The following is a 25,716-nucleotide window of genomic DNA, read 5'->3' as shown; positions in this document are numbered from 1 at the left end:
GTCGCGCGGATTATTCTCGCCGGCATGGCGACCGACGACCACCACGTGACGCTGACCCGCGCCCGGGGCGGGGACGACGCCGCGTTCTCCGCGCTGGTCGGGCCGCTGCGAGCGGAGCTGCACGCCCACTGCTACCGGATGCTCGGCTCACCGTTCGACGCCGACGACGCGGTGCAGGAGGCGCTCCTGCGGGCCTGGCGGGCACTGCCCCGGTTCGAGGGGCGCAGTTCGCTGCGGACCTGGCTCTACACCGTGGCCACCCGGACCTGCCTGGACCTGGCCGCCGGCCGGGGTCGGCGGGCGTTGCCGGTCGACCTGGGGCCGGCCAGCGCGCACGCCGTGCCGGACAGCGCCGCCGCCGGGCACGTCCGGTGGCTCGGGCCGTACCCGGATGCCGCCGTGGCCGCCGGCCCGGCCGCCCCGGACGTCCGCTACGAGCAGCGGGAGGCCGTCGAGCTGGCGTTCGTCGCCGCGCTGCAACACCTGCCCGGCAACCAGCGCGCCGCCCTGCTGCTGTTCGACGTACTCGGTTTCACCGCCGCCGAGATCGCCGCGATGATGGGCACCTCCACCGCCTCGGTCAACTCGGCGCTGGCGCGGGCGCGTCGGGTCGTCGCCGACCGGGTGCCGGCCCACAGTCAGCAGCGGACCCTGCGGGCGCTCGGCGACACCCGGCTCCGGGCGGTCGCCGCCGGGTACGCCACCGCGCTGGAGAACGGCGACGCCGACGCCCTGGTGGCCCTACTCACCGAGGACGTCACCTGGGCGATGCCGCCGCTGCCGCACTGGTACGCCGGGCTCGACGCGGTGCTCGACTTCGCGCGGGCGATGCCGTTGGGTAGCTGCGGCGGGTGGCGGCACGTCCCGGTGGCCGCCAACGGCCAACCGGCGGTGGCCAACTACCTGCGCGCGGGCGACAGCGGCCCGTACCTGCCCTGGTCGATCACGGTGCTGACGGTGCGTAACGGGCGGATCGCCCAGCTCACGTCGTTCCTCGACGGCGCGTTGTTCCCGGCGTTCGGCCTGCCCGCCACCCGCTGACGGCGGGTCGGCCGGCGGTCGCACCACCACCGCCGGCCGATCCTCGGCCTGGTCAGGCCAGCGGCGTGGTGAGGGTGTACGAGGCGTCCCCGGCGAAGGTGCTGCCGGCGGCGTACGGGTCGACCCGCAGCACGTAGTCGTAGTGCCGCAGGTAGCGGCCCGGATGGTTCCACGACTCGAAGGAGTAGCTGCCGCCGCCGGCCAGCCCGGCGCGGCTGCAGAAGGTGGCGTCCCCGGCGAAGACGGCGCTGCCGTCGTTGCCGGCGAGCCGGATCGAGAAGTCCCAGTGCCGCAGATAGGAGCCGTTGACCGCGCGGAACGAGTAGCAGGAGGCGTTGGCGAGCCCGGGGACGATCTGGAAGGTGGCGTCCTGCCGGTCGGCGAGTGGGCTGCCACCGGTGAGCACGTCGATGCGGGCGACGTTGTCGCGGTGGCGGACGTACCGGTCGGGGAAGTTCGCCGAGCGCAGCGAGCGGTTGCCGGTGGGCGGGGCGGAGCTGTCCCCGACGCTCTCCCGCAGCACGGTGAAGTGGCGGACCGTGCCGGACAGGCCGGCCAGTTCGGTCTTGCCGGTGAAGCCGTACAGGTCGCTGCTGTCGGCGGAGTAGTACCGGCCGGCGCCGTACTGGTCGAAGTAGATGCGCCAGCGGTTGTCGGGCAGCCGGACCAGGGCGGGGCCTTCCAGGCCCGCCCCCCAGCCGGCCCAGTTGCCGGTGCCGACCCAGCTCCACGGGCCGGTCAGCGCGGTGGCGGTGGCGTGCTCGATGTACTTGGTGGTCTCGTTCTTCATGAAGTTGTGGTAGGTGTTGCCGACCTTGACGATGAAGCTGTCGATGTGGTTGGTGCCGATGCCGTTGAGCGCGGCCGGGGCGCTCCACGCCGACAACGCCGTGTTCGTCGCGGTGATCCGGTACGGCTGGAACTGCCCGGCGGTGCCGGTCTGGGACACCGAGACCACGATGTGCACGCTGCCGTCGCTGTCGACGAACCACTCGGGTGCCCAGGTGCTGCCGTTGGCGGGGGCGACGCCGATGGTGACGTTGCGTTGGAACGTCCAGCTCAGGTAGTCGCTGCTGCGGGCGATGCCGATGGTGTTGCCGGTCCAGCCGGTGGTGTAGACGAGGTAGTAGTACCCGTCGGTGTGCCGGATGACGCTGGGGTCGCGGACCAGCCCGGAGGGCGGGGTGTAGGCGTTGGCCCGCTGGAGGGTGAACCGGGTGGCGTCGGCCGAGTCGTAGACGTACATGTTGGACTCGCTGCTGTTGGTGAACGCGGTCATCAGGTAGTGCGGGACCGGCCCGGCGGCGTTGGCCCGCGCGGGTACGGCCACCAGCAGGCCACCGAGTACGCAGAGCACCGCCGCCAGAGCGGCGTGGCGGAGACGTCCCATCGACACACCCTTCCATAGATCGATGTACGTCATTCTGCACTGTTGCCAGGGCTTTTCGTAGGTGTTGCGGGCCGTGCCCTCGGGCACCCACCCCCGGAGGGCTTCCCCACGGCGCTACGTGCGGGGTGCGAGGACCTGCACGGGGACGGGATGCGTGAGATGGGTACCGTCGCCGAGCTGGAAGAAGTCGTTGTGGCCCCAGGCAGCCACGGTGTAGTCGGGTTGCAGAGCGAGGCTGTACCACACCCCGGCGGAGACGGCTCTGATCAGGACGAGATACCGCGTGCACGGAGCGGTCCGGCCCACCGCGCACACCCGGACCGGGACGGCACGGTTGATGGTGGTGCCGTCACCGAGTTGGCTCTCGGTGTTCGATCCCCAGGAGACGACGGTGCCGTCCGAGCGCAGGGCGAGACTGTGCCAGTATCCGGCGGCGACAGCCGTCACCGAGCCGAGTTCACCCGGAGCCGCCCGCGGCGGGACGGGCCGCGTCGATCCGCCCGGAGGTGGCGTGTCCGGCAGGGGCGTCCGCACCCTTACCGGAAGCCGAAGAATCATCAGAAATAGTGGACTCAGAATGAGCGGAAAGCGGGTATTCCTCGTTTCGAGCCGATCTTCCGCCAGCCGATTCCAGGAATATAGCCGGTGCGACGGTTGCGGGACGGGCGATCAGTCCAGGATCGCCGTCGCCTCGACCTCGACCAGTACGTCGGGCTCGAACAGGTAGTCGACGCCGATGAGCGACGACGGAGGCAGCGGCTGCTGCAGGCCGAGCTCGCCGGCGACGTCCTCGACGCCGGCCAGGAAGTCGCCGATCCGCTCCGGCGACCAGTTGGTCACGTAGAACGTCAGGCGGACGACGTCGGCGAAGCTCGCGCCGGCACCGCCGAGGCCGCGCCCGGTGTTGCGCAGCGCCTGGGCGACCTGACCCCGCAGGTCACCTCCCGCGACGGCTCGGCCCGCCTCGTCCCGGCTGATCTGGCCGGCGACGTGGACGTGGCGCGACCCCGACGCGACCGCGACGTGGTGATAGGGGACGGGCTGCGTCATCCCCTGCGGGGAGAAGAACTGGACACCCATCGGGTTTCCTTCCTCGTGGTGGCTCGTACCTCTTTCAGTAGCTCATGGATACCTGGTGCCTGGAGGAAACTTCAACGAGACTAGGTGTCATGGCAGATACCGACCCCCTCGCGGCAGAACGCCTCCAGATCACCCCACCGCACCGGGAACTCCTGGACCAGGTCCTCGACAAGTGGTCCCTGGAGGTGCTGAACCAGCTCTGCGAACGTCCGTCCCGGTTCAACGAGCTGCGCCACGCCATCCCCACCGTGTCGCAGAAGTCGCTGAGCGCCACCCTGCGCCGACTCGAACGCAACGGCATCATCGTCCGGCACGTCCTCTCCTCACGGCCGGTCGCCGTCGAGTACCGCATCACCACGCTGGGCAAGACCCTCCGACACCCGGTCGACGTGCTCCTCGACTGGGCCGGTCGGCACCTGCCCGCCATCGAGGCCGCCCGCCGGTCGTACGACGAGGCCGGGTGAGGCCACCGAGGTCCGCCGCCCCTCCCCTACCCCACGCCCGCCCCGCACCGCGCGGTGCGGGGCGGCAGCGCAGACCCCGCTCGGCGTCACACCGACGCGGCCCGCCGGCTGTCGCGGTGCTCGCGGTCGGCGAGATTCGGAATCTGATAATAAAGACACTCGTTTACGCCATTTAAGACGTTCACCGCATGACTATTGCTCGCTTCAAAATTTGGTAGACAAAGGTCTTTACGACCGCCCATCGAAAAGGCAGGTGCTACACAACCCGCACAATTCCCGGCTTCCGCTTACTCCGAGCCCAGCCGCAGGATAACCGGATTATCGGAGAGTTCAGGAACTTCCGAAGTTAACCTCAAGTGGGCTGCTCGCAGAAATCTGGCAATCGCTTCGAGGAATTCTCCACGGTCCACAGATCCGCATGCAGAACTCACAGAGGACGTCGCTATAACGAGATCGCCATCGTGACGCAAATGAACCACTTCAGCATTTTCCGTGAAACCGAATGCTGCATCCTGACCTAACGCAATCTTCGCCGCCACGAAAGACAGGGAAATAGCTAGATCGACGAGCGTCACAAATTGCCCAGGGGGTAATTTCAGTATCACCCATTCTGAATGTGAAGCGAACGCCGAAGTACTTATATCTGAGCTCAGTCTCGGTAACCAATGCCAGAGAGGAGCCCTTTTTAGCATCATCCCAGGTCCTAAGCCAAGGAGACCCAGCGTCAGGAAGGGAGAACGTCAGGTGAATCACACTTTCCTCGCTTATCGCTATCCACCTAGAATGGAAATGCCGTCACAACCTTGCCGCCGTCCACAACAACGCGGATTCTCGTCTCAACTCTCCACCACCATTGTTAGGCCCGGCTCTTCCAACGGGCGTGCCGAAGTCCCACTCATAAACCTGGCCGGGCCGAGGTGCCCCGGTGGCGGGATCCGGCGAATTTGACCGAGGCACCCCCCGGTTGACAGTTTCGGCAATCCGCGCGCGAACAAGTTTGGCCTTGCCGCTGAATATTCCAGCATCGCCAGTTACCAGTGCACCGCCGGGCCGATGGCGATCAACTATATGCTGCCAGTCTCCACTCTCCAGCGCCTGAGCGCCACACAGGCCGCTAGAGTTGTGTACCAGTACAGGCGTGTTGCCGACTATCACATAGTACGTGTGGATGGAGTTTACGGTGAGGTTGTAGGCGAGGGCTGTTTGGGTCGAGGAGGGGAGGAGGCCACCGACGGGGTGGAGTCCGTCGGGGCTGAGGACGAGATCTCCGGGATCGAGTTGGTCAGCTCGCTGCCACTGGCGGTCGGTGTGGTTCCAGAAGGGGTGGTCCTCGGTGGTGGTGAGGAGTGCTCCGCCGACCTCCAGGTCGATCAGTTCGTCGGGGTGAATCCATACATGCTCTACCCGCCGCGGGCCTTGGATGCCGGACTCTGGGTCCGCAGCGAGCACTTCGTCACCGGGCCGCACCTCGTCCAAGCGCTTGGCGCTGCCGTCGGCCATCAGGACATTGGTGTCGCCGCTGAAACTCTTACAGCCGCCACCACCGACGGAAGGCCGACTTCCCCCGCGTCCGACCGCCCCTGCGGCGCCGAGGCCGCCCACTCCTCCGGGGATCAGATCATCAGAGGGCAGGGTAGCTGCCAGAGAATCGATATACGGGTTGTAGAGTTCTTCGATCCACTGCTGACAACCCCCGGGCCGGCCCATCTCGTGGCAGATGTTCATCGCGAGGCGCCGCTCGTCCTGAGCCTGCAAAATATCATCGGAGGTGAACTCCCGGCCGAACCATTCACCGCGCTGCTCGTTCCAACGGCGGGTGAATTCTTCTAATGGCACCGTGACGGGGACTCGGATGACGTGGCCGAGGATCCGCGGGTCGTTTCGTCGCGTCGGCGCGGTGCCCTTGCGGCCGTTACGTCTTCCCCACCGCTGGTTTTCTGGAGTGCCGCAGCCGCCTGGGCATCCCTTGGTGGGGCTGTAGCCGTAGCAGTCGAATTCACGGCAGTCCGCCGGGATCAGTCCGCTCGGGTCGCTGGTGGTGACGGGTGAGTTGTTGGCGTAGGCGTAGCCGTTCCACTGCTGTGGGTCGGCGAGATCCTGCAGTGGGTCGAGGGAGATGAAGCGGCCGAGATCGGGGTCGTAGTTGCGGGCTCCGACCTGGGTCAGCCCGGTATTGGTGTTGAGGGGCTGGTTGAGGAAGCCTCGGTTGTCCGGGGTGGTGACGGTGGCGCCGCGGGGGGCGCCATACGGGGTGTACTGCCGCCAGGTGGGGACCTGGGCGGTGTTGTTGAGGTAGAGGCCCGGGGTGCCCTGGTGGTCGGGGATGGTGTAGCCGTAGCTGGTGCCGGTTCCGGTGCGGATCGCGGTCGCACCGTTGGGGAGTGGGTGGTACCGCACGCCGCTCAGGGTCTGGGTGGTGTTGAGGGTGATCTGTTGCCCGGGCAGGTACAGGGTGCTGCTTCCGGGGTCCTTCTGGATGAGCAGGTTGCCGTCGGCGTCGTACAGGAAGGAACTGTCGCCGTCCGTGCCGCCGGTGACGGCCGTGAGCTCGCCGGTGTCGTCCCAGCTCAGGGTCTGGTTGCCCTGACCCGCGCTGCGGGTGGCCATGTTGCCGGTCTTGTCGTACGTGTACGAGGTGGCACCGGTCAGTCCGCCGCTGGTTGCCGTACTGGTCAGGGTGTGCGGCTGCCCCTTGCTGTTGCCGTCATAGGCGTAGGTGGTGGTGATGTCCGTGCCACCAGTGAGCGCGTACTGCTTCTGGTTCTGACGATTACCGAGAGTGTCTACCGTCCACTCGGTCCAGTAGGCGCTGGCGGGGCTGATGCCGCTGCCGACCATGCCGCGGTTGCTGCCGCTCGGCGCGAGCGCGCAGTTGTCGGTGGCGGTCCAGGCGGAGGTGAGCTGGCGAAGCGCGTCGTACCGGTAGCACTGGGTCTCTGCTGTGGTAGCCGGCTCGTAGCGGGTGTCGACCTGCTTGGTGATGTTGCCGAACAGGTCGTACTCGTATTCCTTCTGTGCGACGTCCTTGGTAGTGGTGGTGGTTTTGGTGATCTTCTGGGTCTTCAGCCGGCTGTTGTGGTCGTCATAGGTGTTGATGACGGTGGCCAGGCTGCTGCTCGCGTTGATCCGGCCGCCGGTCACCCGGCCCCAGGCGTCGTAATAGGTGGCGTTGGCGTAGGTGGCGAGCAGACTACCGGCCGTGGTCGGCAGTTCCAGGGCTCCGGTGTAGGCGTAGGTGACGGTCTCGGAGGGGAGCCCACCCTTGGCCGGGAAGCCGTTGCTGTACGGCTGCCCGGTCACCCCGAGATAGCCATTGACCGAAGGTGTACGTGTTGCCGAGCAGTCCTTCGACCGCAGGAATGGTGATGGTCTCGCCGGTGGACGCGCCGAAGGCGTTGAAGCCGTTGTACTTGGTGGTGTATGCAGTCAGGCCCTGCCCTTACGACTTGACGGTGACCTGGTGATTCTCGCAGGCCGCAATGAGCCCGGGAACAACACGGGTCAAGGTGACCCGATCGAAGTGCTGTACCTCCTCACTACCGCGACGACTCTGCACCCGTTGCACCATGCCCACCGCAGTCACCCCCGCGGACTTCAGATCCTCATGAGCGGAACGCTGGAACAGCTCTCCCACCCGCTGCGCCTCATCGGCAGGCGCAACCTGCCCCTGCTCGGCCCGCACCACGAACCCCGCCGAGCGACACGCGGTCACCCCCGGATCCTCGTCCTTCCGGTCGGCGAACTGCCAGTACGCCGCCGCGCCACCACCCCCCAGAGCGAGCAGTACAAGAGACACCACCACCAGGCTGACCCAGCGGCGTCGCCGCCTCGGCACATCGGCGGCGGACCCAGCCCCGGAGTGGTCGTCTGTCACCCGAACGTCCCTTCTCGACACCTGCAACAACGAGGGTGGGAAATTACCACCTCGCTGGGGCCTCATTTCGTCGACCGGATAGGCCGCGTGCACCGCCAGCGCCAGCCTCAAAACACCTGTGGCGGGCGGGTCGCATCCCAGGCCCCGTCCGCCCGGCTACTACAGCCCGGAGGGGCACCCACCTTGCGGCGGGTGCCCCTCCGGGAAGAAACTCTTCCGGGGTGACTACCGGAAGATGACGTCACTCCTGTTGACCTTGCAGTTGGCGTCGTTCCAGCCCTCACCGAGGTAGCTGGGTTCGCTGCCCTTGGGCACGCCCTTGTACTTGCCGCAGATGGTGGCCGAGCCGATCACGACCACACGGGTGATCGTCGCGGTGTCGTTCCAGTTGCTGTTGATGCCGGCGAGCATGTCGATGTCGTCGACCAGGACGTTGTCGATACGCACGTGGCGGGTGTACGAGGTGGTGCAGTTGCCGCAGCCGCGGTACAGCTTGCCGGACCCCTTCAGGTAGAAGCCGGAGATGTTGACCGTGCCGTTGCCGTTGTGCTGGAAGGTCTTGTCGCTGCCGCTGCGTGCGCCGCCACCGATGACGTACGACGTGCCGCCGTTGGTCTGCTTGAAGGTGGCGGCGTCCTCACCGATGTCGTTCCACCACACGTTGCGCAGGGTGCAGGTGCCCTCGCAGTGCACGCCGTCGCCGGCCGGCGAACCGAGGATCACGTTCTGCAGCGTGCCACCGTTGGCGATCTTGAACATCGGGTCCTGCGACTCACCCTGCCCGCCGTCACCGATGCAGCAGTAGGTCTTCATCCCGCCGTCGAAGGTGCCGGAGACGTTGACCGTGCCGGAGATGCCGACCGAGCCGGCCGACGACGGCCACGCGCCGGTCGGCGTGCCCGGGTTGCCGGTCGGGCCGGACGTCGGACTGCTGGTGGGGCCGGAGGTCGGCCCGGTGGTCGGGTTCGACCCGCCGCTGGAGTACGTCTCGAACTCGGCGATCCGTGGGGTGCCGGACGCGCTGGTGATGACGAAGGAGATCTTCTTCAGCGACGTCGCGGAGAAGGTGATGGTGCCCGGGGCGCTGCTGCCGCTGGCCAGGACAGCGCTCGTGTCGTTGTTCTTGAGCTGCCAGCCGCTGATCGCGCCGCCGCCCGAGGCCTGCACGATGACGGCCGAGGACACCGTGGTGGCGCTGCCCCACTTGACCGAGACGGTGCCGGTGGAGCCGGCCGGCGACCAGTAGGTGCCGGTGTTGCCGTCGATGACGTTGCCGTAGCTGGTGCCGCTGGCCTTGCTGGAGCCGTCGGCACCGGCGCCGAGGCTCAGGTTGGTGGCGGCCGAGGCGCTGGGGATCTGCAGCGCCAGCGCGACGACGGCACCTGCGACCACGGTGGCACCACCGGCCAGCCACCGCGAGGCGACTCTGCGTTTCATCTGGTTTCACCTTTCGGACGAGAGCGCCCTGGGACGGGAAAGCGCTTTCCGAAAACGATAGAGACGGATCGATGATGAGGCAAGGGTCACACCCGCTTTTCGGGACCGGCACGGCGTAGGGGTTGCCCCGGGTCGCCGCCGCTCCCGTCCCGGCCGGTCGGCGACGCCGCGAGCGGGGACACCGCGGAGCGCGGTCCTGACATAGACACGCAGTGTTACGTTGGGGCCGTCCACTGGCGACGGTTGGGGGTGTGCATGGCGGAGACTGCTGGGCGGGTGCTGCCGGTCTATCTGGTGGCGGACGAGTCCGTCTCCATGACTCCGGTGGTGGACGAGTTGAACGCGGGGCTCCAGTCGCTCCACGACGCGCTGCTGCGCGAGCCTCTCGCGGCAGCCAAGGTCCGCTTTTCGATCATCGGCTTCTCCGAGGACGTGATCGTCCATTCCGCGCTGTCCGACCTGCGCAACGAGACGGCCCTGCCGCAGTTGTCGGTGCGGTCCGGGACCGCCTACGGTGCCGCGTTCGGGCTGCTGATCGACCGGATCCCGGCCGACGTGCGGGCGCTCAAGCGGGAGGGCTTCGCGGTGCACCGGCCGGCGGTGTTCTTCCTCAGCGACGGGCAGCCGACCGACCCGGGTGAGTGGGAGCCGGTCTATGCCGAGCTGACCGACCGGGAGCGCACCCCCACCGCGCCGAACATCATCGCGTGTGGCATCGGCGAGGCGCGGGCCGAGACGATCCTGCAGGTGGCGACCCGGCCGGAGTTCGCGTTCGTGGCCACGCCGGGGGTGGAGGTGGGGTTCGCGATCGCCGAGTTCTGCACCGCCCTGACCCGCAGCGTCATCAGGTCGGGGCAGGCCGTCGGCGGGGACGCGGCCGAGCTGGTGGTGGAGCGGCCGGACAGCTTCCGGATGGCCGTGGACGTGGTGTGAGCTTCGACTGGGCACCCCCGCTGATCGGGGTGACGGGTCCGCCGGAGGTGCCGGCCCGCGCCCCGCAGACGCAGCCGTACCGGCCGGACACCGTGATCGACGGCTGGGCGGCGGACGGTTTCGCGGTGCGGGCGGCCTCGGTGCGCGGGCCGGGTCACCGGGCGTCCGGCGTACCCCGGCAGGATGACTTCGCGGTGGCCACGGTGGCCGGTTCGGTGATCGCGGTGGTGGCCGACGGGGTTTCCAACGCCCCGCTGTCCCACCTGGGCGCCACCATGGTGTGCCGGACGGTCGTCGACTATCTGCTGCGCGCCGACGCCACCGTCGACTGGCACGACCTGCTGCGCTGTGCGGGCTGGGCGCTGGTGGAGTACGCCGGGCGGCAGTGGGGTGAGACCGATCCGCAGCGGGCCGAGACGCTGCTGGCCAGTACCGTGGTCGTGGCCCTGGTCCGCCCGGACGGCCCTGGGCGGGCCGTCGCCCAGCTGGTCCGGGTCGGCGACTCGGCCGCCTGGCGGTTGCGCGACGGCGGGTGGGAGCCGCTGTTCACCACCCTGTCCGACCCCCGCGACGAGCTGCTCCCGGATGGTGTCGCCGCCCTGCCCCGGGTGCCCACCGAGGTCGACCCGGTGGAGGTGGTCATCGCCGAGGGCGACGTGTTGGTGCTCGCCACCGATGGTTTCGCCGAGCCGCTCGGTCACGGCACCGGTGATCTCGGGCAGCTGTTCGGCGACGGGCTGGCCACGCCTCCGACGATGACCCGGCTCGCCTGGATGCTCGACTTCACCGGCGGGTCGTGGGACGACGACCGGACCGTGCTGGCCGTCTGGCCGGAGCCGCCGGGGCCGTCGTGACCAACCCGCTGCCGCCCGAGGTGAGCCTGTCCGCCCTCGGTCCGCGGACCCGGATCGGGGCCGGCGGTCAGGGCACGGTCTACGCCCTCGCGGAGGACCCGCGGTGGGTCTACAAGGAGTACGCGACCCGGCTCGTCGACGACGTCGACGTCACCACGTTGAACCGTTTCGTCCGGCTCGCCGCCGGGGCCGGACCGGACGCCGACGCGCTGCTCGGTCTCGCCGCCTGGCCCACCGCGGTCGTCCGCAAGGAGGGTGTGGTCCGGGGGTTCCTGATGCCCCGGGTGCCCGAGCGGTTCCACGTCCGCATCCAGCTGCCCCGGGGGCCGGACACCGTCCTGGCGCAGGTGCAGTACCTGCTCAACAACGACGACTACCTGCGGGACCGTGGGCTGCACATCGACAACCGGATGCGCCTGGAACTACTGCGGGACACCAGTGAGGCGCTGACCCTGCTGCACCGGCTCGGCGTCTGCGTCGGTGACCTGTCACCGAACAACCTGCTGTTCAGCCTCGACGCCCGGCCACGGTGCTACTTCATCGACTGCGACGCGATGCGGCTGGACGGCGACTCGGTGCTGGCGCAGGCGGAGACCCCCGAGTGGCACGTGCCGGATGCCGACGCCGAGGAGCTGGCCACCCCGGCCACCGACGCGTTCAAGTTCGGGCTGCTCGCGGTCCGCCTGTTCGCCGGTGACCAGCAGACCCGCGATCCGGACGCGGCCCGGCGGCGGCTCGACCGGCAGCTGGTCCTCCTCGCCGGCCGGAGCCTCGATCCCGCCCCGGACCGCAGGCCGGCTCCGCAACAGTGGTTGGACGTCCTGGACCGCAGCATCCGACGCACGCCCCCGACGCCGCCCGGCACTCCCCCGGCGGGCCGGGAGCCGCCCCGCCAGGAGCCGTCCCGTCCGAGCCCCGTACGCCGGATCGTCCCCCGGCCCGGGGCGGTGGCCCGGCCCCGACCGGCCGGTCGGGGCTGGGGGCTGCTCGTCGCCGCGGCGGTGGCGGCGATCGTGCCGCTGGTCGGCCTGATCAACGCCAACGGCGACCCGTCGGGCACGTACCCCCGGACGGGGCAGAACCTGCCGACGGGATACCCGTGGAACAGCGACCGTCCGCTCGACTACCCCGGGTTGCCGACGAGGATTCCGGGTCTGGTCCTGCCCACCGACGCGCTCGGAAGGACACCGGGATACCCCACCTATCCCGACCTCGCGAGCCGCCTTCCCCTGATCAGGGCCTGCCTGCTCAACGACGTCACGGTGGGACGGGGCCTGAACGCGGCGTCCGCCCGGACGAAGGCCGCCGTCTCCGCCGTCGACAGCTTCCTCTGCGCGCTCTGGAACAAGGCGGTGTCCCTGGACGACCGCAGCAGGACCCAGACCGCCCGCGTCGCCACGTTGGCGGGGAAAGGCCCGTTCCACGCCGCGACGATCATCGGAATCCGCACCGCGGCCAGCGGCAGCCCTCAGGTCAACGTGGTGTTCGAGCCGGTCGGTGACGGCCCGTCGTCCGGTTGCTGGCGGTCCCGGCTGTCGTTGGTCAAGGACGACGACGGGTACCACGTCGGCTCGCTGTCCGCACCGGTCAGGGCGTCCTGCCCGTGACCGCTGGCCCCCTTGTGCAGCAGGTCGTTGACGGCGGCGGCGGTCGACGCCGGCACCGGACGACCGTCCTCGACCGGGAAACCCAACGCGACGACCAGGCTGCGGTGCCGTAGGTCGACGGTCGCCTCCACGACGTCGGCGAACAGGCCCGCCGCGGATCGGGCCCGCCGCCAGGAGACGGCGCCGAGGATCACGCCGAGCGGCACCGCCGGCCACCACCACGGCGTCAGCGCGAGGGAGAGCACCGCCCAGCCGGCCGAGGTGACGGCCCGGTCGAACCGGTCACGCGCCTGCATGACGTCGGTCCGCCCGTCCGCGTCGAGCAGCTGCCACAGTCGCGGCCAGATCAGGGCGAGGCGAAGGCCGTACTGGGCGGCCACCCGGTCGTCGGTGAGCCGGATCCGGTCGCCGATCCACGTCGGCCGGGCGGGCAGGTACACCGCCGGCACCACCCGGCGTCGGCCGGTGAGTCGACGCTCGGCGGCGGCCCGACGGCGAACGGTCAGCGCGGTCGCGATCCGGCCCGCCGGGCCGGCCCAGGAGCCCAGCCAGACGTGGCGGACCACCCTGCCGGCCGCCTGGGCGCAGACGGCGGCCACCGCGGCGGCCGCGACGACGAGCGACCCGACGACCACGGCCAGGCTGACCCGGCCCCGCAGGTGATCGAGGGCGTCGGCCAACGCGAGTGCAGCACCGGGTACGTCGGCGACGGACCCGCGTCCCGGCAGCACGGCGAACGCGGCCACCACGCACCACAGCAGGGCCGGGCCGAGCGCCCGGGTCAGCCAGCGGTCGTTGAGGCGTCGTCCGATCTCGCCGAGCAGTACTTCGATCACGGCTCGGGCCGGTACGTCATCGGCGTACCGACCAGCGCACAGTGCGGCACCCGACCCCGGTCGTCGCGGTGGGCGCGGCGTGAGCAGCGGTGACCCGGGCAGCGGTAGTCGCCGTTGAGCACCACCGGCGCGAGGCCCTCCAGCTGGGCGCCCTCGACGTGGTCGGGAAGCGACGCCCCGGGGCCGATGCTGCGTTCGGTCTCGGTCTCGCCGCGCCAGCCGAGCTGCCGGCAGACCTCCGCCACCGGCCTACCGGCGGCCAGGTCGTCGAGGAGCTCGTCGAGCAGATCGGTCCACAGCCCCGCCTCGGCACGTTCGCGCAGGGTGGGCACCGCGGCGCACAGCGATGCCAGCAGACGACGTTGCTCCATACACGACACTCCCGTCGGTTGACGCCCGAGCCGCCGTCGAATCTACTGAAGCCGTGCCATCCGCCGGAGGATCCGCCGATGCGGTGGATCCGCTCATCGTGGCGTACAACGACAGCGGCGACGAATCCCTGCTGGTACGGGCCGAGGGCGTGGCGCGGGAGATCCTCGCGGCTGATCCGTCCCGGGTGGACGTGCTCGCCGCGCTCTCCACCGTCCTGATGTTGCGGGGCCGCACCTCGGACCCGCAGCTCCTCGACGCCGCCGTGGCCGCCGCCGAGAAGTCGACGGCGCTGACCCCGCCCGACGACCCGTGGTGGCCGTACGTCAACGCCCAGCTCGCCCTGGTCGTCGGCTTCCGCTTCGAACAGCGACGCGCAGTGTCGGACCTGTCCCAGGCGAAGCGACACGCGGACGTCGCGGTGGCCGCCGTCGGCGAGGGCGACCCCGTCCGGATCGACGTGCTGATCCGCTGCGTGAACGTGTACCGACTCAGCTTCGAGAGGTTCGGCCAGCTGGCGGACATCGACACGGCCGTCCGTCTCAGCCGGGAGGTGCACCGCTCGACCGACCCGGACCACCTGCTCACCGCCCGTCAGCTGCTGGCCCTCTGCCTGGTCATGCGCTTCGCCCGGACCGGCAGCCCGGGTGACATCGACGAGGCGGTCGCGCACTGCCGCAGCGGTCTGGCCGCCATGCCCGCACGGCACGTCGACCGGGCCGCGCTCAACGGTGTGCTGGTGATCGCGCTGGTGCAACGCTGGGTGGGTCTCGACGATGACGACGACACCGACCTGCACGAGGCGGTCCGGGTCAGCCGGCAGGTCGTCGCGGACCTGCCGAACATCGGCACGGTACGCGCGCAACTGCTCGCCACCCACGGCGCGCTGCTGGTCATGCACAGCCTCAGCAGCAACTCCCCGGCGCACCTGGACGAGGCGATCCGCAGCGCCCGGGAGGCCGTCGACGCGCCGACGGCCGGCACCCAGCGGGCCGGCCACCTGGTCAACCTGGCCCACTCGCTGCTCATCCGGGCCCGGATGAGCAGCGACCCGGCCGGCGTCAGCGACGCCGTCGACACCGGCATGGCCGCCCTGGCCGGCTTCTCCCCCGGCCACCCGGACCGGGCCCGCGCCCTCAACGTGCTCGGCACGGCTCTGCGGATCCGCTACCTCATCGACCACGACCCGCGCGACCTCGACACCGCAGTGGGCATGTGGCGGTCATCGTCGGCCTCCCGGGCGGGGGCCATCGAGATCCGGATGACCGCGGCCCGCACCTGGGCACAGACGGCCGCCGAAGCAGGCGACGCGGAGCTGGCCCTGGAGGCGTACGGCACCGCCGTGGGTCTGCTGCCGCTGCTGGCGTGGCGCGGCCTGGACCGCACCGTGCAGGAGAAGCGGCTGACCGCGGTGACCGGCCTGGCCGGCGACGCGGCCGCCTGGGCCATCGCCGCCGGGCAGCCCGAACGCGCGGTGGAGCTGCTGGAGCAGGGCCGTCAGGTGCTGTGGTCACAGGCCCTGCAGACCCGCAGCGACCTGTCCGCGCTCGCCGCGGTCGCGCCCGCGCTCGCCGCCGAACTCGACCGGACACGCCGCGAACTGGACGGCACCGAGGCCTCCCCGATCGTCGAGCTACCGGCCCGACCCGGCTGGGAGATGGGCCGCGACCTGCTGACCAGCGCGCTGGGTGGACCGTACCGCGCCGACACCGAGGACGCCGGCCACCGCCGCCGGTTGGCCGAACGCTGGGAGGACCTCGTGGCCGAGGCCCGCCGCCAGCCGGGCTTCGGGAGCTTCCTCCGCCCACCGTCGTTCGCCGCGCTGCGACCGGCGACCACCGGCGGCGCGGTGGTGCTGGTCAACGCCTCGCGCTGGCGCAGCGACGCGATCATCGTCACCCCCGACACGGTACGGGCCGTACCACTCCCCTGGCTGTCCCACGACACCGCACAGCGTCGTGCCGTGGCCTTCCTCGACGTGCAGCGGGCGGTGGAAGGCGGCGGCGGGCCGGCCGAACGGGTCGCGCTGCGCCAGACACTGGTGACGCTGCAACGATGGCTGTGGGACACCGTCGGGGAGGCCGTCTGCGCGGCCCTCGACGACGTCCTCGGTAGCGCGCCGGACCGGCGGCACCGGGTGTGGTGGTGCCCGACCGGGCCGCTGACGATGCTGCCACTGCACGCCGCCGGCCGGTTCGGCGCGAACGCCTCGCTCGCCGCGAAACGCCGGATCTCGGTCGCCGCCCGCTGCGTGTCGTCCTACACCCCGAGCCTGTCCGTACTGCTGCGTGCCCGCGCCACCCCGGTGCCGTCCGGGCCGCCGCGGGCCTTCGCGGTGGGGCTCGGCACCCTGCCCGGCCAGGCACCACTGCCGGCGGTCAGCGACGAGCTGCGCGCGGTCAGCTCCCACGTTCCCGGCCTACGGGTGCTGTCCGGCCGCGGCGCCACCGTCGAGGGCGTGCTGACCGCCCTCGAACGGCACAGCTGGGCGCACTTCGCCGGCCACGGCGACCAGGACTTCCAGCGACCCAGTGCCGCCGCCCTCCGCCTGGTCGACGGCAGGCTCAGCGTCCTGGACCTGGCCGGGCGTCTCGCCGCCCGCAGCCGGTCGGCCGGCGGCGCCGATCTCGCCTACCTGTCCGCGTGCCGCACCGCGGCGGGCGGCCGTGACCTGCCCGACGAGGCCATCCAGCTCACCGCGGCGTTGCAGATGGCCGGTTTCCGGCACGTCATCGGCAGCCAGTGGGCGGTCGCAGACCGGGTAGCGGCCCAGGTCGCCGACGACGTCTACGCCGGCCTGCGGGCCGGGGAGCAGCTGGACGCCGACGCCGCGGCCGTCGCCCTGGACCGGGCCGTCGACCGGGTACGCCGGACACACCCGGACCGCCCGGAACTGTGGGCCGCCCTGATCCACACCGGTCCCTGACCACCCGGCCGCGCCCGACGACCTCGAGTGCAGCCAGTTCGCCGTCGTGCACGACGCCGGCCGGGCAGCTGCGGGTGTCGCCGACGGCGACTGCACGACACGCCGCTACCGGCCCACCGTGGGCACCCTCCCCACCTGGGTCGTCAGGTCACGATGAGCGCCCGGTGCAGGCGTCGCGCCTCGGTCACCAGGCGGGTTGTCCCACCCCGGCCCGCGACGTCGGCGAGTCCCGGCACCTCGATCCGCACCCCGGTGCGGGTGGCCGTCTCCGCCGCCAGGGTCAGCAGGTCAGGCAGGCCACGGGGCGGCTTGTCGGCGGTGAGCAGGGTCGGCAGCGCTGCGGCCAGCAGCCGCCACACGGTCAGTGGGGCACCGGCCGTGGCGGCGTCCCGCAGCGGCTCGACGGCCCGGGACAGCTTCACCTGCCCGGTGGCGACCAACCGGCCAAGCTGCTCCCCCACCCCGGTGGCATCGAGCCGACCGCCGGCGGCGAGCCCGAGCAGGGCGTCCACCGTGGCGATCCGGTCGGCACCGTGCCGGGCACCGAGGCCGTAGGCCAGCGCCAGGTCGACGGCGACACCACCGGCCCCTGCGCAGTCGACGAGCAGGGGCAGCACCGCGGTGCCGTCGCGCAGGTCCAGGTCGGCGGCGGCGGCCACCTCCGGCAGGGCGTACGCGGCGACCGCGCCCCGGTGACCGGGCAGGATCGACGGCCAGAGTCGCGGCCAGCCCCGGTACTCGACATGGGTGAGCGGGGCCGGGTCGGCGGTCAGTAGGCCGTACCGGTCGTCGTACCCCTCCGGTGGCCGCAGCTCGACCAGCACACGCCGGAGCGGAAGCTGGTCGTACGCCCAGTCGTTCCTGCCTGTGCGCGGGCGGCGCTCCATGGTGACGGCCCGCATGACCGGTTGCGGCAGCCCGCCGGTGCGCAACCAGGCGGCGAGCCGGTCACCGGCGGGCGTGCCGAGCGCCGCCGCCTTGCCGGCCACCACCTGGTCGTCGGGGCCGGTGGGCAGCCGGAGCAGTGCCTGGGTGAGATCCCAGCGCCACGGTTCCCGGTCGCCGCGGGCCGCCAGACGATCGAGCAGCACGAACGGGTCGAGCATGCCGTTGACCGAGGTGGGCGTGGAGAGCAGGCCGTGCTGACAAGGGTCGCCGAGCCGGTGGCCGATCTCGATGAGCCGGACCTTGAGCAGGCGGTGCGGTGGGGGCACCCGGGGATCGGTGACGACCAGCTCCGGCCCCTTGGCCGAGCGGTCCGGACGGTGCAGGGCGGCGAACAGCCGACCCCAGCGGGTCTTCGCGGCGACCGGCCGGTCGGCTCCACCGGCGCTGCGGAACATGTCGACGACCACCTCCTGTAGGCCGAACGGATCCCGGTCGTACAGGTTGGCCCAGCTCCAGTGCCGGCGATCGACGACCGGGTCGAGCGCGGCGCGTACCCGTGGACCGTCGGTGGCGGTGAGCCGGACCAGACCATCGACGATCCGGTCCAGCAACCCGTCGGGGCGGTCGGTGCCGAGCAGCGCAGCGACCTCCTCGGCCAGCTCGTCGACGTCGGTGATCGGTGCCGGGGCGGCCGCCGGTGGTGTGGGAGCGGGCAGATCGTCGCCACGTGTCATGGCGACCGCGCCACCGGTGACGACGGCCGGGGTGGCGCCGTGCCGGGTGGCCAGGGTGGTCGCCCGGTCACGGATCTCGACCGCGTCGTGCTCGACGGCGACGGCGATGACCTCGGCGATCGTGACGGCCCGGTCGCGGTGCTGCCGGGCCAGCCGGTCGAGCCAGGCGAGCTGGGCCCGCACCAGGACCTTGTCGGGTCGCAGCAGCACCTCGTGGGAGGTGTCGAGCAGCTCGTCGAGGGGCTGATCGGGGAGTTCGCGCAGGACCTTCTGCGCCATGGAGGCGACCGGGGCCGGCGCGTCGGCGAGCAGCCGGAGATAGTCGGCGCGCCGCTCGGCGACCTCGGCCGGGGTCGGCTGGAGCTGGTCGAGCAGGGTGGTGAAGGCGCGCAGCGCGGCCGGTCGGTCGCCGCGCAGCAGCCGGCCGATCGAGCCGTCGATCAGCACCGCGCGGTCGATGACCCCCTCCCCGGCCAGCTGCGCCAGGGCGGCCGGCAACGGGTGTCGGCGCCGGTCCGCCCCGGTGGTGAGGACCTCGTCGTACATCATCGTCGTACCGAGGCCGTCGACCTCGAAGAGCCGGGGCAGCAACGCCGGCAGGAACGGATCGGTTCGCAGCCGGTCGAGGACCAGCTGGCGCGGCCCGGAACGCCGGTGCTCATCGGCCGGGAGCGACACCACCCAGAGCTCCACGAACCGGTCGCCGGCCGGCGGCGGCAGGCCCTCGGCACGCAACAGCGTGGCGATCATCCGCCAGTGTTCGACTGCGACCCAACTGCTCTGGGAGAGCTTGCCGGCCATCCGGTAGGCGAGGTCGCCGAGCCAACCGATCCCCCGATCGGCGGCGACCTGGCGTACCAGTCGGGCGGCCCGCGCGCCGTCGAGGGTGACCGACCGGCGGTTGACGACCGGCGCCGCCTGCGCCGCGCTGGGCAGGCAGCCGACCGCGGCAACCGTCAACGCCGTACCCGGGCCGACACTCCACCACCCCACCTTCTCGGCTTTGACCCAGGCGACCAGCTCGCTGCCGATCTCGCGGCGACGGCCCTCGGGCAGCCCGGCCAGGGCCTCGACGATCAGCTCGGCGGAACCGCCCTTGATCAGCTCGAACAGGTCGCTGGTGCCCTCGACCGCCAACTCCCGCCGGCGCCGGACCATGCTCTTGGTCACCTCGTGCCGACGGCTCACCGCGACACCTCGGCTGCGGTGCCCGCCATCCGGACGGCGAGCGCGTGCTTGCACGGCCCGCGCTGGCCACGGTGCTTGGCCCACCACTGGCAGGTGCAGGTGAACGTGTCATCGGGCAGCCGGCGGACCCGGTAGACCTCGCCGCCGCTGCGCACGGTGGCCGCCACGCCCTCGGATTCGACGGCACCGCCCTCGAGCAGTGCCCGGGCACCTACCAGGCGGGGATTGTCCCGCTCGGCCCGCTCGGCGTCGTACGGCATCACCCGGTGGAAGTACGCCGCCTCGGAGACGTCGTAGCCGACCCGGCCGGCGGTGCCGAGCTGCGCCAGCGCGCCCCGGACCCGGTCCTGGTCGATCCCGGCCGAGGTGGCCAGCGCGTCCACGTCGATGGTCGGATCCCAGGAGAGCAGGGCCGAGATCAGGTCGGCGTCGTCGGCCACCTCGTCGCCGGCAAGCGCGGTAAGGGCCGCGCCCTCTCCGGAGAAGCCCCGGTAAGGCTCGGGTGAGAGGGTGAGCGAGAGCCGCAGGGCACCGGTGTCCAGCTCCCAGGTGCTCGGCACCGGGGCCGAGCCGGCCGCCACGGTCGGGCCGTAGACCTGCAGGCTCCGGGCGAAGCGCAGCATCGATCGCAGGGCGGTCAGCCGGGTCGCACCGGTCAGGCACACCGCGCCGGGCACGGGCCGGGAGGTCAGCCGCAACGACCGGCCGGCTGGAACCACCCAGAGCACCGAGCGGTCGCTCGACGTCGGCAGCCGGCGCAGGAACGCGGCCGCCTCGGTCGCCGGGATCTCGGCCCTCGGCTCGAACGCCGACGCCAGCACCTGCACCTCGGCGAACCCCCGCAACCAGCGCGCCGGCAGCGGCACCTTCTTCTCCACGACCGCGCCGCCGAGCGTGGTGACCGTCAGGTCGTCGGGTCCGACCGACAGCCGCAGCGGGTCACCGCCGCCGACCCGGGCGAGCGCCTCCCGCAGCGGGTTGTTGACGTCGACGTTGGTGGTGCCGTGCTCGACGATGTCACCGTCGAGCCCGGCGGGCAGCGCGTCGAGGCGGGCGTAGACACCGCAGCAGCCGGAGAACGACTCGAACCGGAGCCGGTCGCGACTGCCGGTGACGACCGGGTCGAGGCTCGCCGGGCTGATCGGCCGGTGGTAGCGGGTGCGGGCCACCTCGGCCACGGCGAGCAGCCCGACGGCGGCCGGCTGCGGCGTGGTGAGGAAGCCGGTGAAAAACCGGGGGTTCGGCACCGGCCCGCCGCTGGTCTGGAAGGCGAGACCATCCGGTCGCAGCACGGATGGGCCCAGGTATCGGTACGTCTGAACAGCGCTCACACCCCGGCAAGCTACGAGATCACTGCGACATTCTCGGCTGCGCCCCCAGGTGTAGGGATATGCCCCACGAACAAAGGCGGGTGTCGTACCAGCCCTCGATCTGACGGCCTGTCTCCGGGGCCGGCCCGGTGGCTGTCGGCCGGCGTCGGCGCGGGGGTGGCGCTGCTGTCGGTGGTCCCGGTGGTGCTGCGCCACCGTGTGGATGGCTACCGCCGAGCGTCGATCTCGCAGGTCGGGGGCCGGATGCGGAGATGAATCCGTGTCTTGCGCGACCTGGACAGCAGGTGTACAACTATCGGAGCTAGGTACACATCTAGCTTTCGGTGGTATGCAACAGTGGGGGCCGGGTGTGGACCGCTTACGGATCGGTGTTGTCGGGGTCGGGGTCCAGGGACAGCTGCACGCCCGTGCGCTGCGCGACGTGCGGCAGGCCGAACTGGTCGCCGTCGCCGACATCTCGTCAGGTAACCGGGAATGGGCCGCGACCCAGCTCGGCGTCCGGGCCGTCGCGGACGTCGACGACCTCCTCGACGAGGTGGACGCGGTGAGCGTCTGCACGCCGGACCACCTGCACGAGGAGGCGACCCTCGCCGCGCTCGCCGCGGGCAAGCGGGTGCTGCTGGAGAAGCCGATGGCGCTGTCGCGGGCCAGCTGCGACCGGATCATCGCCGGCCGGCCCGATCCCGACGCGTTGATGATCGGCCACGTGCTGCGGTTCGACCCCCGGGTGCTGCGACTGCGTGAGGTGGTGCGCTCCGGCGAACTCGGGGACATCTGGCACGTCAAGGTGTGGCGGTGCACCTCGCAGGCGGTCGGCGAGGGGATCTGGGACCGGACGTCGGTCGCCTGGTTCCTCGGCATCCACGACGCCGACCTGCTCCGGTTCGTGACCGGCCGCGAGGTCGAGGTCACCGGCGCGGTCGGCCGCAAGGTGCTCTCGCCCAGCCACGACGTCGTGCACGCCACGGTCCGCTTCGACGACGGCGCCATCGGCACGATGGAGAACACCTGGACGCTGCCGCACTCCCGCCCGTCGCGGGCCGACGCCGGTCTGCGGATCGTCGGCGAGCACGGCATCCTCGAGATGAACCTCTCGCACAACGACCTGCTGTACGCCCGCCGTGACGGGGTGGCCAGCTTCATGGACACCTACTTCTGGCCGAGCCGCGACGGCGGCGGCTCCTACAACCTGCGTTCCGAGCTGGAGGCGTTCGTCGACGCCGCGCTGACCGGGGGGCCGACACCGGTCAGCGGCGAGGAGGGCCGCGCGGCCGTCGCCGTCGTCGAGGACATCGAGGCGGCGCTGGCCGGCGACCCGCCGCCCGGTAGCTGAGGGGTCCGGATGCTGCGGTACGCGCTGCGTCGCCTCGCGATCTCGGTACTGGTCCTGTTCGGCGCGGCGACGGTGGTCTTCTTCGCGATGCGGGCGGTCTCCGGCGACCCGGCGACCGCGGTGCTCGGCCCGGACGCCGACCAGTCGGCCATCGAGGCGCTGCGCCGGGAGTACGGCCTCGACGCCTCGCTACCCGTCCAGTACGTCCAGTTCCTCCGGCGGGCCGTCGCCCTCGACTTCGGTGAGTCGTTCCGGCTCCACGACGCCGCGACGAACCTGGTGCTCACCCACCTGTCGGCGACCGCCGCCCTGGCGCTGACCGCCTTCGCCATCGCCCTGGTTCTCGGGTTCGCCCTGGGCACCCTGGCGGCGACCCGCCCCGACGGCGTGGTGGACCGGGTGGTGTCGGTGCTGTCGATGCTCACCCAGTCCCTGCCGACGTTCTGGGTCGGCATCATGCTGATCCTGGTCTTCTCCCGGTTCCTGCACCTGCTGCCCAGCTCCGGCGCGGCGTCCCCGGCCGCGATGGTCATGCCGGCGGTGACGCTGGCCCTGCCGCTGCTCAGCGTGGTGCTCCGGCTGGTCCGCTCCGGGCTGCTCGACGTGCTGCACGAGGACTACGTGGTCACCGCCCGGGCCAAGGGCCTGTCCGAGACCCGGGTCGTCGGCTGGCACGCGATGCGCAACATGCTGATCCCCGTCGTCACCGTGGCCGGCCTGGAGTTCGGCAGCCTGCTGGGCGGCGCGGTGATCGTCGAGACCGTCTTCGCCTGGCCGGGGGTGGGTCGGCTGATGACCGACGCCATCGCCGCCCGCGACTACTCGGTCGTGCAGGCCTGCGTGATCACCGTCGCGGTGATCTTCATCGTCGTCAACCTGCTCGTCGACCTGCTGTACGTCCGGCTGGACCCCCGGGTCCGCGAGAGCGTCTGAGAGGTGACCACCGTGTCCGACGGCGTACCCGGCCCGGCCGTGCTCGGCGCCCCGCTCGTGCCCACCGAGGGCGGCCCGCCCGACGCGACGCCGACCCCACCGGCCGCCCCACCCCGCCGCCGACGTCGCCGGCTGCGCCTGTGGCTCCCCCTCGGGGTGATCGCCGGCTACCTGGTGGCGGGGGTGATCGGGCCGCTGATCGCCCGGTACGACCCGATCGCGACCTCCGTCGCCGACCGGCTGCTGCCCCCGGGCAGCCGGATGTCCGACGGCGGCCTGGCCCTGCTCGGCACCGACCAGGTCGGCCGGGACCTGCTGCCCCAGATCATGCAGGGCGCCCGGATCTCGTTGCTGGTCGGCGCGGCGACCCTGCTGCTGGCCGGCACCGTCGGCGCCGCGATCGGCATCCTCTGCGGCTACCTCGGCGGGCTGGTGGACGCGACCGTCATGCGACTGGCCGACATCCAACTGGCCTTCCCGTCGATCCTGCTCGCCGTCTTCGTCGCCGGTGTGCTCGGTTCCAGCGTCACCAACGTCGTACTCACCCTGTCCATCACCACCTGGCCGATCTTCGCGCGGGTGGCCCGGGCACAGACCATGGCGACCCGCTCCCGGGACTTCGCCAACGCGGCCCGCACCCTCGGCGCCGGGCCGTGGCACGTCGTGCGGCACTGCGTGCTCCCCGCGGTGGCCAGCCCGTTGCTGGTCATCGCCACCGTCCAGCTCGGATTCGTCATCGTCGCCGAGGCGTCGCTGAGCTTCCTGTCCCTGGGCATCCCGGCCGGTACGCCGAGCTGGGGCACCACCATCGCCAACGGACGCGACTACCTGGCCAGCGCCTGGTGGATCGCCACCCTGCCAGGCCTGGTCCTGGCCGTCTTCGTGGTCTGCGTCGGCGTGCTCGGCGACGAACTACGGGACCGCTCCGATCCGAACCTCTCCACCCGGTAACCCGTCAGCGAAATGGGAACACATGAGACCCTCGATCACCCGACTCGGTGCGCTGGCCCTCGCCGGCGTACTCGCACTGACCGCGTGCTCCTTCGGCTCCGACGACCCCGCCGGTGACGGCGGCGGCGTCACCACCCTCCGGGTCGCCAACCCGACCCCGGTGGTCTCGCTGAACCCGTTCGCCGCGAACTCGGCGGACCAGCCCACCCTCACCGTCGTCCAGGAGGTCTTCGAGACCCTGGTGGTCCGCCAGGACGGGAAGATCGCCCCGAAGCTCGCCGAGAGCTGGACCAACCCCGACCCGTTGACCTGGCAGTTCGTGCTGCGCAGTGGCGTCACCTTCGCCGACGGGACGCCGATGACCAGCGCCGACGCCAAGGCCTCGCTGCGGGCGCTGATCGACGGCAAGGGGCCGCTGGCCGGGCTGTGGGCCACCGTCGACGACATCCGCACCCCCGACGAGCGCACCCTGACCATCCACACCACGAGCCAGCTCGGCACCGTGCTGAGCAACCTCACCCTGCTCTGGATCGCCCCCGCCACCAAGATCGGCGACAGCGCGTTCTTCGACGCCCCGTACGGCACCGGCCCGTTCAAGGTCTCGTCGTTCACCGCCGGCCAGAGCGTGAACCTGGTCCGCAACGACAACTACCGGGGTGACCGGCCGAAGCTGACCAGCATCTCCTACCGCTACATCCCCGAGGTGTCCGGCCGGGTGACCGCGCTGGCGAACAACGAGATCGACGTGACCTGGGGCCTGCCGCCGGACCAGCTGACCGGGCTGCGGGACAACAAGGACCTGACCGTCCGGTCGTTCCCCACCTATGCCAACTACTACATCTGGTTCAACAGCTCCCGTAAGCCGTTCACCGACGCGCGGGTCCGGCAGGCCATGTGGCACGCGGTCGACTTCGCCAAGATCAGCAAGTCGCTGTTCGACCAGGCCGGCACCCCGGCCACCGGCCCGCTGCCGGAGGCCGTGTTCGGCGCCGCCGGGCAGAACCCGTACACCTACGACCCGGCCAAGGCCCGCCAGCTGCTCACCGAGGCCGGCTACCCCGACGGGTTCAGCACCACGATGATGTGGAGCAGCGGCTGCTGCACCAACGGCAACTCCTTCGCCGACGCGATGATCAGCGACTGGGCCAAGGTCGGCATCGTGGTCAAGCCCCAGGAGCTGGAACGGGCCACCTGGCTGGACAAGCTGCTCAAGCTCGACTGGGACAGCACGATGACCACCGGCAGCACGGTCACCGGCGACGCCGACTTCACCCTGGCCCGGCTCTACCTGTCGACCGCCAAGCGCAACGGCTACGCCAACCCCGAGCTGGACCGCGTCCTGCTCGCCGCCCGCGCCGAACTCGACCAGGACAAGCGGGCCACGCTCTACGCCCAGGCCGGCAAGATCGTCTGGGACCAGGCGGTGGGCATCTTCCCGCTCGACCTCAACGGCAACGTCGTGCTGCGCGGCACCGTCGAGGGGTTCACCCCGACCCCGAACGACCTGCCCGACTTCGCCGGCGTATCGCTGCGCTGACCCGAGAACC

The 25,716-nt window shown here is 71.1% G+C and carries 19 protein-coding genes; 10 read left to right on the top strand and 9 right to left on the bottom strand.

Annotated features, from left to right (window positions below):
• Positions 1–24: 24 nt before the first annotated feature.
• Positions 25–1,041, top strand: coding sequence for a sigma-70 family RNA polymerase sigma factor (locus GA0070623_RS01905; protein WP_067313954.1), 1,017 nt, complete (start codon positions 25–27; stop codon positions 1,039–1,041).
• Between the two features lie 52 nt (positions 1,042–1,093).
• Here the strand turns inward: GA0070623_RS01905 and GA0070623_RS01900 are convergent, their stop codons facing one another.
• From GA0070623_RS01900 to GA0070623_RS01890, 3 genes are all read right to left on the bottom strand, one after another.
• Positions 1,094–2,431 (bottom strand): glycoside hydrolase family 43 protein, encoded by a 1,338-nt coding sequence (locus tag GA0070623_RS01900; RefSeq protein WP_067313956.1) that lies wholly within the window; start codon positions 2,429–2,431, stop codon positions 1,094–1,096.
• A gap of 114 nt (positions 2,432–2,545) precedes the next feature.
• Positions 2,546–2,878 (bottom strand): RCC1 domain-containing protein, encoded by a 333-nt coding sequence (locus tag GA0070623_RS01895; RefSeq protein WP_067313958.1) that lies wholly within the window; start codon positions 2,876–2,878, stop codon positions 2,546–2,548.
• Between the two features lie 222 nt (positions 2,879–3,100).
• A complete protein-coding gene (locus tag GA0070623_RS01890; RefSeq protein WP_067313960.1) occupies positions 3,101–3,511 on the bottom strand; it encodes a RidA family protein in 411 nt (136 codons plus the stop codon).
• An 89-nt stretch (positions 3,512–3,600) separates the two neighbouring features.
• On the opposite strand from GA0070623_RS01890, the gene GA0070623_RS01885 reads away from it, so the two are divergent.
• On the top strand, positions 3,601–3,975 hold the full coding sequence (locus GA0070623_RS01885) for a winged helix-turn-helix transcriptional regulator (protein WP_067313963.1): 375 nt from the start codon (positions 3,601–3,603) through the stop codon (positions 3,973–3,975).
• A gap of 795 nt (positions 3,976–4,770) precedes the next feature.
• On the opposite strand, the gene GA0070623_RS01880 is transcribed toward GA0070623_RS01885, so the two are convergent.
• The 3 genes from GA0070623_RS01880 to GA0070623_RS01870 all read right to left on the bottom strand — a co-directional run bounded on the left by GA0070623_RS01880 (position 4,771) and on the right by GA0070623_RS01870 (position 9,286).
• Complete coding sequence (locus GA0070623_RS01880; RefSeq protein WP_231932621.1) at positions 4,771–7,275, bottom strand: RHS repeat-associated core domain-containing protein; 2,505 nt, start codon at positions 7,273–7,275, stop codon at positions 4,771–4,773.
• A 139-nt stretch (positions 7,276–7,414) separates the two neighbouring features.
• On the bottom strand, positions 7,415–7,849 hold the full coding sequence (locus tag GA0070623_RS01875) for a hypothetical protein (protein WP_157746947.1): 435 nt from the start codon (positions 7,847–7,849) through the stop codon (positions 7,415–7,417).
• A gap of 225 nt (positions 7,850–8,074) precedes the next feature.
• Positions 8,075–9,286 (bottom strand): pectate lyase, encoded by a 1,212-nt coding sequence (locus tag GA0070623_RS01870; protein ID WP_067309915.1) that lies wholly within the window; start codon positions 9,284–9,286, stop codon positions 8,075–8,077.
• Between the two features lie 255 nt (positions 9,287–9,541).
• Here GA0070623_RS01870 and GA0070623_RS01865 point away from each other — a divergent pair, with 255 nt between their 5' ends.
• From GA0070623_RS01865 to GA0070623_RS01855, 3 genes are read left to right on the top strand one after another with little or no spacing between them, the layout of a single operon-like run.
• A complete protein-coding gene (locus GA0070623_RS01865; RefSeq protein ID WP_067309918.1) occupies positions 9,542–10,219 on the top strand; it encodes a vWA domain-containing protein in 678 nt (225 codons plus the stop codon).
• A complete protein-coding gene (locus tag GA0070623_RS01860) occupies positions 10,216–11,073 on the top strand; it encodes a protein phosphatase 2C domain-containing protein (protein WP_067309921.1) in 858 nt (285 codons plus the stop codon). The genes GA0070623_RS01865 and GA0070623_RS01860 overlap by 4 nt, the downstream gene beginning before the upstream one ends.
• Positions 11,070–12,680: a protein kinase family protein gene (locus tag GA0070623_RS01855; RefSeq protein WP_157746946.1), complete on the top strand. Its 1,611-nt coding sequence runs from the start codon at positions 11,070–11,072 to the stop codon at positions 12,678–12,680. Before GA0070623_RS01860 ends, GA0070623_RS01855 begins: the two co-directional genes overlap by 4 nt.
• An 832-nt stretch (positions 12,681–13,512) precedes the next feature.
• On the opposite strand, the gene GA0070623_RS01845 is transcribed toward GA0070623_RS01855, so the two are convergent.
• Positions 13,513–13,887, bottom strand: coding sequence for a hypothetical protein (locus GA0070623_RS01845; RefSeq protein WP_067309928.1), 375 nt, complete (start codon positions 13,885–13,887; stop codon positions 13,513–13,515).
• Between the two features lie 83 nt (positions 13,888–13,970).
• Between GA0070623_RS01845 and GA0070623_RS01840 the strand changes: the two genes are divergently transcribed.
• The gene (locus tag GA0070623_RS01840; protein WP_067309931.1) at positions 13,971–16,811 is read left to right on the top strand and encodes a CHAT domain-containing protein; all 2,841 of its coding nucleotides are present in this window, start codon (positions 13,971–13,973) and stop codon (positions 16,809–16,811) included.
• 143 nt (positions 16,812–16,954) lie between these two features.
• On the opposite strand, the gene GA0070623_RS01835 is transcribed toward GA0070623_RS01840, so the two are convergent.
• The gene (locus GA0070623_RS01835) at positions 16,955–19,621 is read right to left on the bottom strand and encodes a DUF6493 family protein (RefSeq protein ID WP_231932620.1); all 2,667 of its coding nucleotides are present in this window, start codon (positions 19,619–19,621) and stop codon (positions 16,955–16,957) included.
• Positions 19,618–20,952 (bottom strand): SWIM zinc finger family protein, encoded by a 1,335-nt coding sequence (locus GA0070623_RS01830; RefSeq protein ID WP_067309934.1) that lies wholly within the window; start codon positions 20,950–20,952, stop codon positions 19,618–19,620. The genes GA0070623_RS01835 and GA0070623_RS01830 overlap by 4 nt, the downstream gene beginning before the upstream one ends.
• Positions 20,953–21,280: 328 nt before the next feature.
• Here GA0070623_RS01830 and GA0070623_RS01825 point away from each other — a divergent pair, with 328 nt between their 5' ends.
• Genes GA0070623_RS01825 through GA0070623_RS01810 form a run of 4 tightly spaced genes read left to right on the top strand, consistent with a single transcriptional unit; the run spans position 21,281 to position 25,706 of the window.
• Positions 21,281–22,285 carry a Gfo/Idh/MocA family protein gene (locus tag GA0070623_RS01825; RefSeq protein WP_157746945.1) on the top strand — a complete coding sequence of 335 codons (1,005 nt, stop codon included), beginning with the start codon at positions 21,281–21,283 and terminating at the stop codon, positions 22,283–22,285.
• Between the two features lie 9 nt (positions 22,286–22,294).
• Positions 22,295–23,218, top strand: a complete 924-nt coding sequence (locus GA0070623_RS01820) for an ABC transporter permease (RefSeq protein ID WP_067309940.1) — start codon at positions 22,295–22,297, stop codon at positions 23,216–23,218.
• A 3-nt stretch (positions 23,219–23,221) separates the two neighbouring features.
• On the top strand, positions 23,222–24,169 hold the full coding sequence (locus GA0070623_RS01815) for an ABC transporter permease (protein ID WP_197700029.1): 948 nt from the start codon (positions 23,222–23,224) through the stop codon (positions 24,167–24,169).
• A 22-nt stretch (positions 24,170–24,191) separates the two neighbouring features.
• A complete protein-coding gene (locus tag GA0070623_RS01810; protein ID WP_067309943.1) occupies positions 24,192–25,706 on the top strand; it encodes an ABC transporter substrate-binding protein in 1,515 nt (504 codons plus the stop codon).
• Positions 25,707–25,716: the final 10 nt, after the last annotated feature.

It is taken from the genome of Micromonospora rifamycinica (genome assembly GCF_900090265.1).
Lineage (GTDB): Bacteria > Actinomycetota > Actinomycetes > Mycobacteriales > Micromonosporaceae > Micromonospora > Micromonospora rifamycinica.
The sequence above is the reverse complement of the archived record's forward strand: the minus strand, read 5'-3'. Positions and strand labels throughout refer to the sequence as shown.